Here is a 15,678-nt window from a genome sequence, read left to right as displayed (position 1 = left end):
GCTCGGTTCCGAACCCGAGCTGCAGACGGCCGGTGCGCAAGCGACTGAAGGATATCGGAAATCATCGACGCGGCGGAGGTCCGGCGGGCGTCCTTCGAGATCCCCCCGTCGGGGGTTCTGTCGCTCCGAAGCCATCGACCCGTTGGAACGTCAGCGCGTGACGGCGCCAAAGAGCAATGCTTGAAGCAATGTTCGAATCGAACTACGCTCGGCTTGACGGCGCGAAAACAAGCGCCGCGCACCGGGAGGAGAATTCGATGACCAGAAGCCCGCGCCTGCTAGGCGCCGCGGCGGTCTGCGCAGCCGTGTGGTTTGCGCCGCCCGTCGGACCCGCCCTCGCCCAGGACCGCACGATCACCGCCGCGCTCGGCGCCGAGCCCACCAACATGGACCCGGTGAAGTACGCCCAGGGCGTGGACATGTACTACATCGCCCAGATGTTCGAGCAGCTGCTCCGCCCCTCGCCCGACGGGAGCGAGCGGATGCCCTGGCTGGCCGAGTCCTACGATGTCGACGAGAACGACGGCCGCCCGATCATCACGGTGCGCCTTCGCCCGGACGTGACCTTCCACAACGGCGACCCGCTGACCGCGGAAGACATGAAGTTCTCCTGGGAGCGGCTGCGCGACCCCGACCAGTCGCACTGGTCGCACCTGCAGGCCAAGATCGAGTCCTTCGAGATCAGGGACGAGCTGACCTTCGAGCTCCATTTCTCCGAGCCCGACGTCACCTACATCATCAACAACCTCGAACTGTGGGCCATGCCCAAGGCCTATTTCGAGGAGGTCGGCGCCGAGGGCTTCGCGCAGAAGCCGGTCGGAACCGGTCCGTGGAAGTTCGTCTCCCGCACCCCGAAGGAGGGCGCGGTGTTCGAGGCCTGGGACGGCTACTGGAACCAGGACCACCGCCCCGACGCCGACCGCCTGGAACTGAAGATCCTGCCCGAGGACATCTCGCGCGTGGCGGCCTTCCGCTCCGGTCAGGTGGACTGGATGGATGCCGTCCCCCTGTCGATGATCGAGGAGTTCGAGCAGATGGAAGGGGTCGAGACCGGCACCTTCCCGACCGGCAACAACCTGTTCTTCGACATGGCCGCCAACATCGAGGGCTCGCCCTTCCAGGACGAACGCGTCCGCCAGGCCGTGGCCCACGGCGCCGACATCGACGCGATCATCGAGAGCGTGCTGTTCGGCCAGGGCGAGCGCTACACCGAGGTCTCGCAGAACGAGCCCGGCTGGTCCGAGGACCTGACGCCCTTCGACTACGACCCCGCCAAGGCCAAGCGGCTGCTGGCCGAAGCCGGCTATCCCAACGGCTTCGAGACCAACTGCTACAACCTGATCTCCCCGCGCGAGCCGAACGTGAAGGAGATGGGCGAGGCGTTCTTCGCCTACCTCTCCACCATCGGCATCCGCTGCAAGCAGATCGGCCTGGAATACTCGGCCTGGATCCAGGTCGTGCGCCGCCAGGGCGAGGGGCAGGAGAAGATGGATGGCATCGTCTCGATGATGTACGCCCATTACATGCCGCCGGACCCCGGGTTTCCCTGGTCGGGGCACCTGCACAGCTTCCAGCCCGGCAAGGGCTACGGCTTCCACTCCCACGCCAACGAGCCCGAGATCGACGAGCTGCTCGCCCGGCAGCGGCGCGAACTGGATCCGGCGAAGCGGGACGAGATCCTCCAGGAGATCGCGCGCATCAAGCACGAGAAGGTGCTGGGCGGCGTGACCACCTACAAGCCGCTGGTGACCATGGCCTGGCATTCCGACCGGATCGACTGGACCGGCTGGCCGCACCCCGGCTTCTGGCGGACCTTCCAGGAAGTCTCGGTCAAGTAGGTCCTGCGAATTCGGGCCCGCCCGCCGGACCGCTCCGTCGCGCCTCCGCCCTCCCTGGGTCGGCGCGGCGACCGGACGGGCGACCCGATGGGGAGGGGCGAGGCCGCCCCGCCGTCGTCCCTCCCCCTCTTGCGCCCCTTCCCCCTTGCGCCCCTCCCTCCCAAGACGAAGCTGGATCGCCTGCCGCATGTTCTCACGCATCCTCATCGCCAACCGCGGCGAGATCGCCATCCGCATCGCCGAGGCGGCCGCCGACCTGGGCGTCGCGACGCTTGCGGTCCACTCGACGGACGACGCCGACAGCCTTCACGTCCGCCGCGCGGACGCCGCCGCGGCGCTGCCCGGTCGGGGGGCGGGCGCCTATCTCGACATCGAGGCGGTGGTCGCCGCGGCGATCGAGGGCGGCTGCGACGCGGTGCATCCGGGCTACGGGTTCCTGTCGGAGAACGCCGCCTTCGCGCGCCGCTGCGCCGAGGCTGGTCTGGTCTTCATCGGTCCGCGCCCCGAGGCGCTGGACCTGTTCGGCGACAAGCTGCGCGCCCGGACGCTCGCGGTCGAGCTGGGCGTCCCGGTGGCCGGCGGCGCCGAGGCCGCGCCCTGCTCGGGGGGCTTCGACCTCGCGCGCGCCCGCGCCTTCCGCGAGGGGCTGCCTGAGGGCGAGGCGATGATCCTCAAGGCCGTGGCCGGGGGCGGCGGGCGCGGCATGCGCGTGGTCGGGCCCGACGACGATCTCGACGCCGCCTTCGCCCGCTGCGCCGCCGAGGCGCAAGCCGCCTTCGGCGCCGGCGCCCTTTACGCCGAACGCCTGATCCGCGAGGCCCGCCACATCGAGGTTCAGGTGATCGGCGACGGCCAGAGCGTGATCCACGCCTGGGAGCGCGAGTGCACGCTGCAGCGCCGCCACCAGAAGCTGGTCGAGATCGCGCCGGCGCCGAATCTCGACCCCCCCCTGCGCGAGGCCCTGCTGGACGCGGCGCTGCGCATGGCGCGCGCGGCGGACTACGACAGCCTGGGCACGTTCGAATTCCTCGTCGAGCCGCAGGCGCCCGAGGGCGGTCCCGGCTTCGTGTTCATCGAGGCCAACCCGCGCCTGCAGGTGGAGCACACGGTGACCGAGGCGGTGACCGGCCTCGACCTCGTCGCGCTCCAGATCCGGGTGGCGGCCGGGGAGCGGCTGTCGGCGATGGGCCTGGGCCAGGCCGAGGTCCCCGCCCCGCGCGGCCACGCCATCCAGCTTCGCGTCAACGCAGAGCGCATGGACGAGACCGGCGCCGCGCTTGCCGCCGGCGGCGCGCTGAGCGTCTTCGAGCCTCCGTCCGGGCCGGGCGTCCGGGTCGACGCCTACGGCTATGCCGGCTACCGCATCGGGGCCGCGTTCGACAGCCTGCTGGCCAAGGTTGTGGTGCATTCGCCCGCCCCCGACTACGCCCGGGCGGTCGGCCGGGCGAAGCGCGCGCTCGCCCGCTTCCGGGTGGCGGGGGCGGAGACCAACCTGCCGTTCCTGCGCGCCCTGCTGGAGCGGCCGGAGGTGGCCGAAAACCGCGTCTCCACCCGTTTCGTCGACGCCCATGGGGCCGAGCTGGTCCGGGCCGCCGCCGCCTTCGCCGCGCAGGCCGAGGCCGAGGCGCCCGAGGCCGTCGCCGCGCCCGCCGCCCCCGGCCTGCAGCCGCGGCGGGGAACCGCCTCGGTCGCCGCGCCGATGCTCGCCACCGTGGTCGAGTATCCCGCCGCCGAGGGCGATGCCGTCGCCGCCGGCCAGGCGGTGGCGATCCTCGAGGCGCTGAAGATGCAGCACGTGATCACCGCCGACCGGGCCGGACTGGTCGCGGCCCTGGGTCCCGCCCCCGGAGAGACGGTGCAGGCCGGCGAGATCCTCGCCCTGATCGAGCCGAGGGATGACCTCGAGGCGGTCGCCGCGGCGGAGGAGGCGGTCGATCTCGACTTCGTGCGTCCCGACCTTGCGGCGGTGTTCGAACGCCGCCGCCGGATGTCCGACGCGGGCCGCCCCCGTCAGGTCGCCCGCCGGCACGCGCTGGGGCTGCGCACGGCGCGCGAGAACATCGAGCGTCTGCTCGACCCCGGGAGCTTCCACGAATACGGCTCGTTCGTGCTGGCCCCGCAGCGGGCGCGCCGCTCCTACGAGGAGCTGCTCGACATGTCGCCCGCCGATGGGCTGATCATGGGGCTCGGCGAGATCAACGGCGACAGGTTCGACGAGACCGGCGCCCGCGCCGCGGTGATCTCCTACGACTGGACGGTCTTCGCCGGCACCCAGGGGATCATGGGCCACAAGAAGACCGACCGGATGCTGAAGCTGGTCGAGCGGATGCAGACGCCGCTGGTGCTGCTGGCCGAAGGCGGCGGCGGACGGCCCGGAGACAGCGAGTTCATCGGCCCGGCGGGGCTGGAGCTGATGACCTTCTGGTATTTCGCCCGCCTCTCGGGTCTGGTGCCCGTGGTGGGCGTCGCCAACCGCTTCTGCTTCGCGGGCAACGTGGCGCTGCTGGGCATGTGCGACGTGATCATCGCGACGAGGGACTCCAACATCGGCATGGGCGGCCCCTCGATGATCGAGGGCGGGGGGCTGGGCAAGGTCGCCCCGACCGAGATCGGCCCCTCCGACGTGCAGACGAAGAACGGCGTCATCGACATCCTCGTGGAAGACGAGGACGCGGCGATGGAAGCGGCGCGGCGGTATCTGTCCTATTTCCAGGGACCGGTGGCCGGGTGGTCCTGCGCCGACCAGCGCCACCTGCGCCGCGCGATCCCCGAGAACCGCCTGCGGGTCTACGAGGTGCGCGAGGTGATCGACCTGCTGTGCGACGACGACTCGGTGCTGGAGCTGCGCCGCGACTTCGGCGTGGGCTGCGTCACCGCGCTGGTGCGGATCGAGGGCCGACCGATGGGCCTGATCGCCAACAACCCCAAGCACCTGGGCGGGGCCGTCGACGCCGACGCCGCCGACAAGAGCGCCCGGTTCATGCAGCTGTGCGACGCCTTCGACCTGCCCATCGTGATGCTCTGCGACACGCCCGGCTTCATGGTGGGGGTCGAATCCGAGAAGACCGCCCAGGTGCGTCATGTCTCGCGCCTGTTCGTGCAGGCGGCCAACCTCTCGGTGCCGGTGTTCACCGTGGTGCTGCGCAAGGGCTACGGGCTCGGCGCGCTCGGTTCTGCGGGGGGCGGGTTCCACGCGCCGAACTTCCTGGTGTCCTGGCCGACGGGAGAGTTCGGGGGCATGGGCCTGGAGGGGTTCGTGCAGCTCGCCTACGCCCGCGAGCTCGCCGCCATCGAGGCGCCCGACGCGCGCGAGGCCGAATATCAGCGCCTGGTCGCCGAGATGTACGACAAGGGCAAGGCGATCTCGATGGCCGAGTATTTCGAGATCGACGAGGTGATCGACCCGGCCGAGACCCGCGGCTGGCTGATGCGCGGCCTGAAGTCCTGCCGCCCGCCGTTGCCGCGGGCCGGCAAGAAACGCCCCAACGTGGACACCTGGTAGGAGAGAGGCGCGATGACCCGCTTCCTGCTCTCGCGCGTGGCGCAGAGCGCGATCAGCATCCTGGGCGCGAGCGTGATCATCTTCGTGATCTCTCGCCTGTCGGGCGATCCGGTCCTGCAGATGACGCCGATCGACGCGACGCCCGAGATGATCGCCAACCTGCGCGCGCGGCTCGGGCTCGATCTGCCGCTGTGGCGGCAGTACCTGGTGTTCCTGGGCGACGCGCTGCAGGGCGACTTCGGCCAGTCCTACCGCTGGGAGATGCCGGCCGCGCAGCTGATCCTGGACCGGGCGCCCGCGACGCTGCTGCTGGCGGCTGCGGCGCTGGGGGTGTCGCTGGCGATCGCGGTGCCGGTGGGCGTGCTCTCGGCGGTGCATCGCGGCGGCTGGATCGACCGGGTCGGGCGCGCCATAGCGGTGCTGGGCCAGGCGATGCCGCATTTCTGGATCGGCCTGCTGCTGATCCTCTTGTTCTCGATCCGCCTGGGCTGGCTGCCTGCGGTGGGCTACGGCTCGCCCAGCAACCTGATCCTGCCGGCGATCGCGCTGGGCTGGTACCCGGCGGCGGCGCAGATGCGGGTGGTCCGCTCGGCGATGCTCGACGTGCTCGACAGCGAGTACATCCGCGTCGGGCGCGCCATGGGCGTGCCGCCGCGGCTGCTGATCTGGAAATACGCGCTGCGCAACGCCGCCGCTCCGCTCGCCACCCTGATGGGCGTCTACTTCGCCGGCATGATCGGCGGCGCCTTCGTGGTGGAGGTGATCTTCGCCTGGCCCGGGGTCGGGCGAACGGTGGTCGAGGCGGTGTTCTCGCGCGACTTCCCCGTCGTGCAGGCCGGCGTGCTGCTGAGCGCGGTGATCTTCGTCCTCTCCAACCTGGCCGTGGACCTCAGCTACGGCCTGATCGACCCGAGGATCCGGGATGGCCGCTGACGTCTCCGCCCTGCCGACCCTGACGGGGCGCCGCCAAGGCCGGGGCCTGCGCCGGCTGAGGCGGTTCCGGGGCGTGCCCTGGATCTCGCTGGCGATCCTCCTCGGCATGATCGTGGCGGCCGTGGGCGGGCCCGCGGTCTCTCCGCACGATCCCAACGGCATCAACCTTTCGGCCACCTTCGTCCCGCCGATCTGGATCGAGGGCGGAAGCTGGAGCCACGTCCTGGGAACCGACAACCTGGGGCGCGACATCCTCTCGCGCCTGATCGCGGGGGCGCGGATCAGCCTGGTGATCTCGCTCTACGCCATTCTTCTGTCGGGCGGCATCGGGGGGCTGGTGGGCATGGTCTCGGGCTACTTCGGCGGGTTTGCCGACGCGGCGATCATGCGGCTGGTGGAGATCCAGATGTCGATCCCCCCGATCGCGCTGGGCCTGATCCTGGCCGCGGCGCTGGGGCCGGGGCCGCAGACGGTCGTCATCGTCATCGTGCTGACCTACTGGACCTGGTACGCGCGCATCGTGCGCGGCGAGATCCTGTCGCTGAAGGCGCGCGACTACGTCCGTTTTGCGCGCGTGGCGGGGGTCTCGACCGGCGCGATCTTCCGCCGGCACCTGGCGCCCAACATCCTCAACACCCTGCTGGTGCTCGCCTCGCTTCAGGTCGGGCAGGTGATCCTGTTCGAGGCTTCGCTGAGCTTCCTCGGTCTCGGCGTGCAGCAGCCGGACGTCTCCTGGGGCCTGATGCTGGCCGACGCGCGCCAGTACATCCAGCACGCCTGGTGGACGATCACCCTTCCCGGCGTGGCGATCCTCTTGACCTGCCTCGCCTCCAACATGACGGGCGACTGGCTCCGCGACCTGTTCGACCCGCGCATGAGGCAGGCATGACCGACGCCCAGTCCCCCCGCCCCCTGCTTGAAGTCGAGAACCTCGCCGTCGCGCTGCACCTGCGCCGCGGCGACGTCCGTCCCGTCGACGGCGTCTCGCTGACCATCCGCGAAGGGGAGACGCTGGGCATCGTGGGCGAGAGCGGCTCGGGCAAGTCGATGACCGGCTCGGCCCTTCTCGGCCTGCTGCCCAACCGCGTGCCGGCCTCGGTGACGGGCCGGGCGTGGCTGGACGGCGAGGACCTGCTGACGCTCTCGGAGCGGGAGCTGCAGAGGCGGATCCGCGGCCGGCGCATCGCCCTGATCGCCCAGGACCCGATGATGTCGCTGAACCCGGTGTGGAGCGTCGGCGACCAGGTCGCGGGCCCCCTGCGCCACCACGGGCTGGTCGGATCCCGGGCCGAGGCGCGCGAGCGGGCGGTCGGCCTGCTGGAGCGGGTCGCCATCCCCTCGGCGCGGGAGCGGCTGGACGAGTATCCTCACCAGTTCTCCGGCGGCATGCGCCAGCGGGCGGTGGCGGCGATGGCGCTGGGCTGCGAGCCGCGGCTGCTGATCGCCGACGAGCCGACCACCGCGCTCGACGTGACCATCCAGCTGCAGGTGATGTCGCTGCTCAAGCGGCTGCAGCGCGAGACCGGCGTGGGCATCATGCTGATCACCCACGACCTGGGCGTCGCGGCGGGCCTGTGCCACCGCATCGCGGTGATGTACGGCGGCCGCATCGTCGAGACAGGGCCCACCGACGACATCCTCGCGCGGCCGGAGCATCCCTATACCCGCGCCCTGATCGAGGCCGCGCCCCGGATGGGCGCCCGGCGCGAGCGGCTGCGGGCGATCCCCGGCCAGCCGCCGAGCGCCCTGCAGGCCATGGAGGGCTGCCGCTTCGCCCCGCGCTGCCCGCACGCCATGGAGATCTGCCGCCGGCGCAGGCCCGAGCCCCTGCGCCTGGGGCGCGAGCGGACGGTCGAATGCTGGCTGGCCGACGCGACGACGCAGGCGGAGGACGCCGATGCTTGAGCTGCGCGAGGTCTGCAAGCGCTTCCCCCTGGGCGGCGGCCTGCTGCGCCGGGGCGGCGAGGTGCGCGCGCTGGACGGGATCGACCTCTCGGTCGCGCCCGGCGAGACCGTGGCGCTCGTCGGCGAGAGCGGCTCGGGCAAGACCACCGCGGCGAACCTGGCGCTGGGACTAGAGCCGCCGAGCAGCGGCGAGGTCCGCTGGCGCGGCCGCAGCCTGGGCGCCATGACCCGGACCGAGCGCCGCGCCTTCCGGCGCGAGGTCACGGCCGTGTTCCAGGACCCCTATTCCTCGCTCAATCCCCGGATGCGGGTCCGGGACATCGTCGCCGAACCGCTGCGCGCCCATCGCGCCCTGAGCGGCGCCGACCTGCGCCGGCGGGTCGAGGAGACGCTCGACGTGGTCGGCCTGCCGGCCGAGGCCGCCGGGCTCTATGCGCACGAATTCTCCGGCGGCCAGCGCCAGCGCATCGCCATCGCCCGCGCGCTGGCGCTGCGCCCGCAGATGATGGTGCTGGACGAGCCGACCTCGGCGCTCGACGTCTCGATCCGCGCGCAGATCGTGAACCTGCTGATGGACATCCAGGCGGAGTTCGGGCTGGGCTACCTGCTGATCGCCCATGATCTTGCTCTGGTGGAGCATTTCGCCGACCGGGTGGCGGTCATCTACCTCGGCCGGCTGGTCGAGCAGGGCGACTGCGCGCGGGTCTTCGGCGCGCCGGCCCACCCCTACACGCGCACGCTGCTCGCGGCCGCGCCGCGGGCCGAGCCGGGCTACACGATCCCCGAGACCGTCGACTTCGGGGAGATCGGCTCCGCCGCCCGTCCGCCGTCGGGCTGCCGCTTCCACCCGCGCTGCCCGCATGCCGAGCCGATCTGCGCGGCGCAGGCGCCGCCGGACGCCGCGCTGCCCGGCGGCGGGCGGGCGCTGTGCCACTTCGCCGGCCGGCTGCCGGATCGCGACCCGCTTGCCGGCCCGTCGCCCGCCGGCCGCAACCCCGCCGCCTTCGCCGACCCCCCGAACCCAGAGTCGAGGTGAGCCATGACCGACCGCGCCTCCCGCATCCCCGCCCCTGAAAGCGTCGTGTTCCGCAGCCTGCTCGAGCGTCACGCCGCCGAGCGCCCGGACGCGCCCTTCGCCGTCTTCGCCGGCGACGCGCCCGACTGGAGCTGGGCCGACCTGCTCGCCAGGACCCTCGCCGCGGCCAACGCCCTGCGCGGGCTCGGCGTGCGCCAGGGCGATCACGTGCTGGTCTGGATGGAGAACGGGCCGGAGATGATCCGGCTGTGGACCGCGATCAACCACCTCGGCGCGGTCTTCGTGCCGATGAACACCGCCTACAAGGGCGGCCTGCTCGAGCATGTGCTGCGTCTCTCGGACGCCAGGGTGATGATCGCGCACGCCCAGCTCGCCGCGCGCCTGAGCGAGGTGGATCCCGCCGGGCTCGAGGTCATCCTCACCCAGGCTGGCGAGACGCCGGCCCCGAGGCCCGGCATCGCCATGCACCCGATCTCGGTCCTCGAGGCCGGCTCGTCGACCGAGGCGCCCCCGCTCGAGCGGCCGATCCAGCCCTGGGACACGCAGGCGATCCTGTTCACCTCGGGCACCACCGGGCCCTCGAAGGCGGTGCTGTCCTCCTATGTGCAGTTCGGCGCCTGCGCGGCGCATTCGTATCCTTCGACCACGGCCGAGGACCGCGGCCTGATCCACACGCCCCTGTTCCACGTGACCGGCATGTCGAACATCGGCTGGGCGATGCAGACCGGCGGCTCGATCGCGGTGCTCGAGCGGTTCCGGACCGAGACCTTCTGGGCCGACGTCCGCGCCCTGGGCGCGACCTTCATGGTGATGATGGGCACGGTGGCGACCTTCCTCGCCAAGCGTCCCCGCGACGAGGACGAGGCCAGCACGCCCCTGCGCCTGGCGCTGCTTGCGCCCTCGAACGCGGAATCCGAGGCGCTGTGCCGGCGCGTCGGCCTCGACTACTACTCGGTCTTCAACATGTCGGAGACCTCGACCCCGATCATCACCGCGATCAATCCCGACGTGCCGGGAACCTGCGGACGGCCCCGGCCGGGGATCGAGGCGCGGATCGTGGACGAGCACGACGACGAACTGCCGGTGGGCGCGGTCGGCGAGCTGCTGCTGCGCGCCGACGATCCCTGGGTGCTGTGCTCGGGCTATCACAAGAACCCCGAGGCCACCGCCGCGGCCTGGCGCAACGGCTGGTTCCACACCGGCGACGCGTTGCGCCGGGACGCGGCGGGCAACTATTTCTACGTCGACCGGGTGAAGGACTCGATCCGCCGCCGGGGGGAGAACATCTCCTCGTTCGAGGTGGAGATCGAGATCCAGTCCCACGCGGACGTGGCCGAGTGCGCCGCGGTGGCCGTGACCTCGGAGCATGGGGAAGACGACGTGCTGGTCGCGGTGGTGCCCGCGCCCGGCGCCGAGATCGATCCTGCGGCCCTGCTGGACTACGCCCGCAAGCGGATGCCTCACTACATGGTTCCCCGCTACTTCCGGGTGATGGCGGCGCTGCCCAAGACCCCCACCCTGAAGGTCCAGAAGGCAGAGCTGCGCCGCGAGGGCGTCGTGGAGGGCGTCTGGGATCGGGAGGCCGCGGGCATCGAGGTCAAACGGGAAACCCTGGGCGCCTGAGCCCCGGACCGCGGGCGGGCCTGTCGGACGACGGGGGGCCTGCGACCTGAAGTCAGGCTCGCGGCCCGGGCGCCCCCTCGGTAGACTTCTCCACCCTCGTCAGACCCAGGAGGCGTCCGGCCATGGCCACCGACACCACGCGAGATCGGATCAAGTCGGCCGCACGGCGGCTCTTTGCGATGCGCGGGCTGGACGCGGTCTCGATCCGCGACATCGCCACGGCCTCGGGTCAGAAGAGCTCGGGCGCGGTGAACTACCACTTCCGCTCGCGAGAGGAGCTGATCAAGGAGATCGCGCGCGACGTGATGCGCGTGGGCGACGCCCGCCGCGTGGAGCGCATGGACGAGATCGAGGCGCGCGGCGGCCCCGGCTCGCTGCGCGAGGTGATCGAGGTGATGGTCGACGACGACACGCTCGATGCGGCCAGCCGGGCGCAGGACGACCATGGCCTGCGGTTCCTGCACTCGGTGATGATCAACCGACGCGATCTGCTGTTCGAGGCCCTGCGCGACGGCTCCGACCAGGGCACCCGGCGCTGCATGGCCCATATCGGCCGCTTCGCCGGCCACCTTCCCCCGGTGATCGTGCGCCAGCGCCTGATGCTGGTGATCTCCCATCTCTTCGCCGCAGCCGTCTCCCGCGAGGCGGCGCGCTTCGCGAAGGGCGGGATCGAGGGCGAGACGCTGTGGGGGCATCCCGCCGCCAAGTCGAACCTGATCGACACGGTCGAGGGCATCATGACCGCCCCCGCCTCGCCCGAGACCCTCCGCCTGCTGGAGCATGCGCCCGCGCCGACGCCCGCCGACCCTGCCGACAGCGCCGCCGTCGCCGCCATCTCCATGGTGCGCTGACCCCGCGAAATCGGCGCCGCGGCGGCCGGGCTGCCAGCGGATCGTCATGGCCCCGCAGAGGGGGCGGGGGGCCCATCGGGTCTGATCGGGACCGGCGCGAAGGCTCCCGACCGACGCCTCCCGACCGGAAGCTCAAGGCCGGCCGGTCTTCGGGCCGACCCTGCCCTGGGGCCGAAGACGCCGATCCGAGCGCAGGCGACTTGACCGCCCCATGTGCCGCTTGTGTTTTGCTAGGTGAAACTGGTATGTCGCTGTTGCTCGCGTCGCAGGCGTGGAGCGAACGGGCCGCAGAGCCTGGACGACGATCTTTCGGGAGGAGCGATCATGCAGCTTACGCATGGATTGAAGCGCGCCGCCGCGACCAATCCCGAAGGGGCGGTCCGGGTCTCGGCCGAGGGACGTCGGACCTACCGCGAGGCGATGGCGCGGGTTCCGCGGCTGGCGGGCGGGCTGCGCGCCATGGGCGTCGCGCCGGGCGACCGGGTCGGGATCCTGGCGTTCAACAGCGAATTCTATCTCGAGACCCTGTTTGCGCTGCCCTGGTGCGGCGCCGTCGCGGTGCCGATGAACTGGCGGCTGACCCCGCGCGAGCTGTCCTTCCTGATGCAGGACGCGGGCATCGGCGTGCTCGTCGCGGATGCCCAAGGCCTGGCGCTGGCGCGAGCGATGACCCCGCGCCCGAGCGCCTGGACGCGCACCGTGCTGATCGGCGAGGCCGGCGAGGCCGGCTCCGACCTCGTCCCCTACGAGGCGCTGCTCGCGGGCGCGGAGCCCATCGCGGATGCGGAGCGGGGGGGCGAGGACCTCGCCGGGCTCTACTACACCGCGGGGACCACCAGCGCCTCGAAAGGGGTGATGCTGAGCCATGACAACATCTGCGCCAATGCGATCAACGCGATGGCCTCGCTGCAGTTCACCGAGGACTCGATCTACCTGCACTCGGCCCCGATGTTCCACCTGGCCGACGGGACCTCGACCTTCGCGGTCACGATGATGGGCGGCGCGCACGCCTACGTGCCGCGCTTCGATCCCGCCGACTGCCTGGAGCGGATCGAGACCTGCCGCGTGACCCACGCGCAGTTCGTGCCGACGATGATCAAGATGCTGCTCGACCATCCCGAGGCGCAGCGGCGCGACCTGTCGAGCCTGCTCAAGGTGCTCTACGGCGCCAGCCCGATCGAGGACGAGACCCTGCGGCGCGCCCTGGTGCTGCTGCCCAACGCCCAGTTCGTGCACGGCTACGGCATGACCGAGGTCGCCTCCATCGCCACCATGCTGCCGGGGAAGTACGCGACGACCGAGGGGCCCTACGCCGCCAAGCGCCGCTCCTGCGGGCAGGCGGGACTGCTGTGCGAGGTCGAGGTGCGCCGCGCGGACGGCGCCCGCGCCGCGCCGGGCGAGGTCGGCGAGATCGCCATCCGCGGGCCCAACGTCATGCAGGGCTACTGGAACCGCCCCGAGGAAACCGCCGAGGCGCTGCGCGAGGGCTGGATGCACTCGGGCGACCTGGGCTGGCTCGACGAGGAGGGGTTCCTGTTCCTGGCCGGCCGGCTCAAGGACATGATCAAGACCGGGGGCGAGAACGTCTTCGCCATCGAGGTCGAGAACGTGATCGCCGAGTTCCCCGGCGTCGCCGAATGCGCGGTGATCGGGATCCCTGACCCGCAATGGGGCGAGACGGTGCTGGCGCTGGTCGTCCCGCGGCCCGGCGCGCAGGTCGAGGGGCAGGCGCTGATCGACTTCTGCCGGGCGCGCCTCGCCCCCTACAAGTGCCCCCGCCGGGTCGAGATCCGCGCCGAGCCGCTGCCGCTGAGCTCGGCCGGCAAGATCCTCAAGCGCGAGCTGCGCGCGCCATACTGGGAGGGGCAGGGCGCCGGCTGAGGCCGCCCGTCCCTCCCTCGCCCCCCATTTTCCGGAGACCCCGATGCGCCGCGCCCTGTTCGACCCCGAGCACGACTTCTTCCGCGACACCGTCCGCCGCTATTTCGAAACCGAGTTCCTGCCGCGCAACGCCGAGTGGGAGGCCGCGGGCGAGGTCTCGCGCGAGGCCTGGCGGGAGATGGGCCGCCAGGGCTGGCTCTGCACCCTGATCCCCGAGGAATACGGCGGCGCCGGCGTCGACGAGCGCTATGCGGCCATTCTGCTCGAGGAGCAGTATCGCCTGGGCCTGACCGGCCCGGGCTGGTCGCTGCACTCGGACATCATCGCGCCCTACCTTCTGAACTACGGGACCGAGGAGCAGAAGCGCGAGTGGCTGCCCCGGATGGCCTCGGGCGAGGCGATCGCGGCGATCGGGATGACCGAGCCCTCGGGCGGCTCGGACGTGAAGGCGCTGCGCGCGACCGCGAGGCGGGACGGGAACGGCTATGTCCTGAACGGGCAGAAGACCTTCATTTCCAACGGCTGGACCGCCGATCTGGTGGTGGTGGCGGCCAAGACCGATCCCTCGGCCGGGGCGCGCGGGGTCAGCCTGTTTTTGGTCGACACCTCGCTGCCGGGCTTCCGCAAGGGGCGGAAGCTGGAGAAGATCGGGACCCACGCCGCCGACACGGCCGAGCTGTTCTTTGACGACGTGCGCCTGCCCGGCTCGGCCCTGCTGGGCGAGGAGGGCCGGGGCTTCGGCATGCTGATGGCGAACCTGCCGTGGGAGCGGCTGATCATCGCCATCAACACCGTCGCGGTGGCCGAGGCCGCCATGGGCTGGGCGCTCGCGCACGTCAAGCAGCGCCAGGCCTTCGGGGGCACGCTGTTCGACCTGCAGAACACCCGCTTCCAGCTCGCCCGCTGCGCCACCGACATCGAGGTCGGCCACGCCTTCGTCGACCGCTGCCTGACCGCCCAGATCGCCAAGGAGCTGACGCCCGAGGAAGGGGCGATGGCGAAGTTGTGGGGGACCGAAATGCAGGACCGGGTGCTCGACATCTGCCTGCAGCTGCATGGCGGCTACGGCTACATGAAGGAATACCCGATCTCGCGCCTGTGGGCCGACAGCCGCTACCAGCGCATCGCCGGCGGCGCGAGCGAGGTGATGCTGGAGATCGTGGGCCGCTCGCTCTGAAGGGGGCGCTTCGTCCGGCGGGGGGCATGGCGCATTGAAATGCGCCCTACGGCGTTGCGCCTGGTCGCCGTGTGCGCGGCGCCGGGGGACGTAGGGCGCATTTCAATGCGCCATGCCCCCCGGCCCGGGGGCTTACCGCCCCTTGAAGACCGGCGCGCGCTTTTCGAGGAACGCCGCGCGGCCTTCGGCGAAATCCTCGGAGATGATGCAGGCGGTCTGGGCGTCGGGCTCGAGCTTCAGGGCCTCGTCGAAGCCCATGGGCATGCGCGCCATGTAGGACTTGGTGCGCGCCAGCGCCCGGGTCGCCATGGTGGCGAAGCCCGCGGCCATCTCCTGGGCGCGGGGCAGGGCCTGGCCGGGGTCGACGACCTCCTCGATCATGCCGCCCTCGCGGGCGGCCTCGGCGCCCATCACCTCGCCCGACATCAGGAAGGCCCGCGCGCGGCCGAGACCCATGCGCATGGTCAGCGTCCACATCGCGCCGAGATCCGGCATCAGCCCGATCTTGACGAAGGCCGAGGCGAAGCGGGCGTCCCGCGCCGCCACCACGAAATCGCAGGCCGCGGCCAGCGCCATGCCGCCGCCCACCGCCACGCCCTCGACCGCGGCGATCACGGGCTTGGGCGCCTCGACCACGCCGCGGATCATCTCCTGCATCGCCACCAGCTTGCGGTCGGCGTTGTCGGCGGTCAGCGTGACCATGCCCTTCACGTCGCCGCCGGCGCAGAAATGCCCGCCCTCGCCGGCGATCACGATCACCCGGCACTCGGGGTCCGCGCCCAGCGCGCGCAGGCCCTCGATCAGCTGGGCCTGCAGGGGCGCGGTCATGGCGTTGCGCGCGGCGGGGTTGTCCAGGATCAGCGTTCCGATCCCGCCCTCCAGCGTGCGGCGGACGCCGCCTGCGGGCGCCTCGTGGTCAGCGGACATGGGGT

At 71.6% G+C, this 15,678-nt stretch carries 11 protein-coding genes; 10 read left to right on the top strand and 1 reads right to left on the bottom strand.

Annotated elements, in window-relative coordinates; genetic code table 11:
- Positions 1 to 257 precede the first annotated feature (257 nt).
- From AAC134_RS07025 to AAC134_RS06980, 10 genes are all read left to right on the top strand, one after another.
- Positions 258 to 1,838, top strand: a complete 1,581-nt coding sequence (locus AAC134_RS07025; RefSeq protein ID WP_339948355.1) for an ABC transporter substrate-binding protein — start codon at positions 258 to 260, stop codon at positions 1,836 to 1,838.
- 187 nt (positions 1,839 to 2,025) lie between these two features.
- Positions 2,026 to 5,340: a carboxyl transferase domain-containing protein gene (locus tag AAC134_RS07020; RefSeq protein ID WP_339948354.1), complete on the top strand. Its 3,315-nt coding sequence runs from the start codon at positions 2,026 to 2,028 to the stop codon at positions 5,338 to 5,340.
- Positions 5,341 to 5,352: 12 nt separating this feature from the next.
- Complete coding sequence (locus AAC134_RS07015; RefSeq protein ID WP_339948353.1) at positions 5,353 to 6,273, top strand: ABC transporter permease; 921 nt, start codon at positions 5,353 to 5,355, stop codon at positions 6,271 to 6,273.
- Positions 6,263 to 7,162 carry an ABC transporter permease gene (locus tag AAC134_RS07010; protein WP_339948352.1) on the top strand — a complete coding sequence of 300 codons (900 nt, stop codon included), beginning with the start codon at positions 6,263 to 6,265 and terminating at the stop codon, positions 7,160 to 7,162. Before AAC134_RS07015 ends, AAC134_RS07010 begins: the two co-directional genes overlap by 11 nt.
- A complete protein-coding gene (locus AAC134_RS07005) occupies positions 7,159 to 8,178 on the top strand; it encodes an ABC transporter ATP-binding protein (RefSeq protein WP_339948351.1) in 1,020 nt (339 codons plus the stop codon). The genes AAC134_RS07010 and AAC134_RS07005 overlap by 4 nt, the downstream gene beginning before the upstream one ends.
- Complete coding sequence (locus AAC134_RS07000; protein WP_339948350.1) at positions 8,171 to 9,214, top strand: ABC transporter ATP-binding protein; 1,044 nt, start codon at positions 8,171 to 8,173, stop codon at positions 9,212 to 9,214. Before AAC134_RS07005 ends, AAC134_RS07000 begins: the two co-directional genes overlap by 8 nt.
- 3 nt (positions 9,215 to 9,217) lie before the next feature.
- On the top strand, positions 9,218 to 10,837 hold the full coding sequence (locus AAC134_RS06995) for an AMP-binding protein (protein WP_339948349.1): 1,620 nt from the start codon (positions 9,218 to 9,220) through the stop codon (positions 10,835 to 10,837).
- Between the two features lie 122 nt (positions 10,838 to 10,959).
- Positions 10,960 to 11,688 (top strand): helix-turn-helix domain-containing protein, encoded by a 729-nt coding sequence (locus AAC134_RS06990; RefSeq protein ID WP_339948348.1) that lies wholly within the window; start codon positions 10,960 to 10,962, stop codon positions 11,686 to 11,688.
- A gap of 324 nt (positions 11,689 to 12,012) precedes the next feature.
- Complete coding sequence (locus AAC134_RS06985) at positions 12,013 to 13,569, top strand: long-chain-fatty-acid--CoA ligase (RefSeq protein ID WP_339948347.1); 1,557 nt, start codon at positions 12,013 to 12,015, stop codon at positions 13,567 to 13,569.
- 43 nt (positions 13,570 to 13,612) lie between these two features.
- Positions 13,613 to 14,746, top strand: coding sequence for an acyl-CoA dehydrogenase family protein (locus AAC134_RS06980; protein WP_339948346.1), 1,134 nt, complete (start codon positions 13,613 to 13,615; stop codon positions 14,744 to 14,746).
- A 132-nt stretch (positions 14,747 to 14,878) separates the two neighbouring features.
- Here AAC134_RS06980 and AAC134_RS06975 read toward each other — a convergent pair whose 3' ends face one another.
- On the bottom strand, positions 14,879 to 15,673 hold the full coding sequence (locus AAC134_RS06975) for an enoyl-CoA hydratase-related protein (RefSeq protein ID WP_339948345.1): 795 nt from the start codon (positions 15,671 to 15,673) through the stop codon (positions 14,879 to 14,881).
- Between the last annotated feature and the right edge of the window lie 5 nt (positions 15,674 to 15,678).

It is taken from the genome of uncultured Albimonas sp. (genome assembly GCF_963977235.1).
In the GTDB taxonomy this organism is placed as follows: Bacteria; Pseudomonadota; Alphaproteobacteria; order Rhodobacterales; family Rhodobacteraceae; genus Albimonas.
The sequence above is the reverse complement of the archived record's forward strand: the minus strand, read 5'-3'. Positions and strand labels throughout refer to the sequence as shown.

What these genes read in the sequence shown, in the direction of transcription:
- AAC134_RS07025 (WP_339948355.1), top strand. Translation starts at nt 258, where the DNA reads ATGACCAGAAGCCCGCGCCTGCTAGGCGCCGCGGCGGTCTGCGCAGCC.
- AAC134_RS07020 (WP_339948354.1), top strand. Translation starts at nt 2,026, where the DNA reads ATGTTCTCACGCATCCTCATCGCCAACCGCGGCGAGATCGCCATCCGC.
- AAC134_RS07015 (WP_339948353.1), top strand. Translation starts at nt 5,353, where the DNA reads ATGACCCGCTTCCTGCTCTCGCGCGTGGCGCAGAGCGCGATCAGCATC.
- AAC134_RS07010 (WP_339948352.1), top strand. Translation starts at nt 6,263, where the DNA reads ATGGCCGCTGACGTCTCCGCCCTGCCGACCCTGACGGGGCGCCGCCAA.
- AAC134_RS07005 (WP_339948351.1), top strand. Translation starts at nt 7,159, where the DNA reads ATGACCGACGCCCAGTCCCCCCGCCCCCTGCTTGAAGTCGAGAACCTC.
- AAC134_RS07000 (WP_339948350.1), top strand. Translation starts at nt 8,171, where the DNA reads ATGCTTGAGCTGCGCGAGGTCTGCAAGCGCTTCCCCCTGGGCGGCGGC.
- AAC134_RS06995 (WP_339948349.1), top strand. Translation starts at nt 9,218, where the DNA reads ATGACCGACCGCGCCTCCCGCATCCCCGCCCCTGAAAGCGTCGTGTTC.
- AAC134_RS06990 (WP_339948348.1), top strand. Translation starts at nt 10,960, where the DNA reads ATGGCCACCGACACCACGCGAGATCGGATCAAGTCGGCCGCACGGCGG.
- AAC134_RS06985 (WP_339948347.1), top strand. Translation starts at nt 12,013, where the DNA reads ATGCAGCTTACGCATGGATTGAAGCGCGCCGCCGCGACCAATCCCGAA.
- AAC134_RS06980 (WP_339948346.1), top strand. Translation starts at nt 13,613, where the DNA reads ATGCGCCGCGCCCTGTTCGACCCCGAGCACGACTTCTTCCGCGACACC.
- AAC134_RS06975 (WP_339948345.1), bottom strand. Translation starts at nt 15,673, where the DNA reads ATGTCCGCTGACCACGAGGCGCCCGCAGGCGGCGTCCGCCGCACGCTG.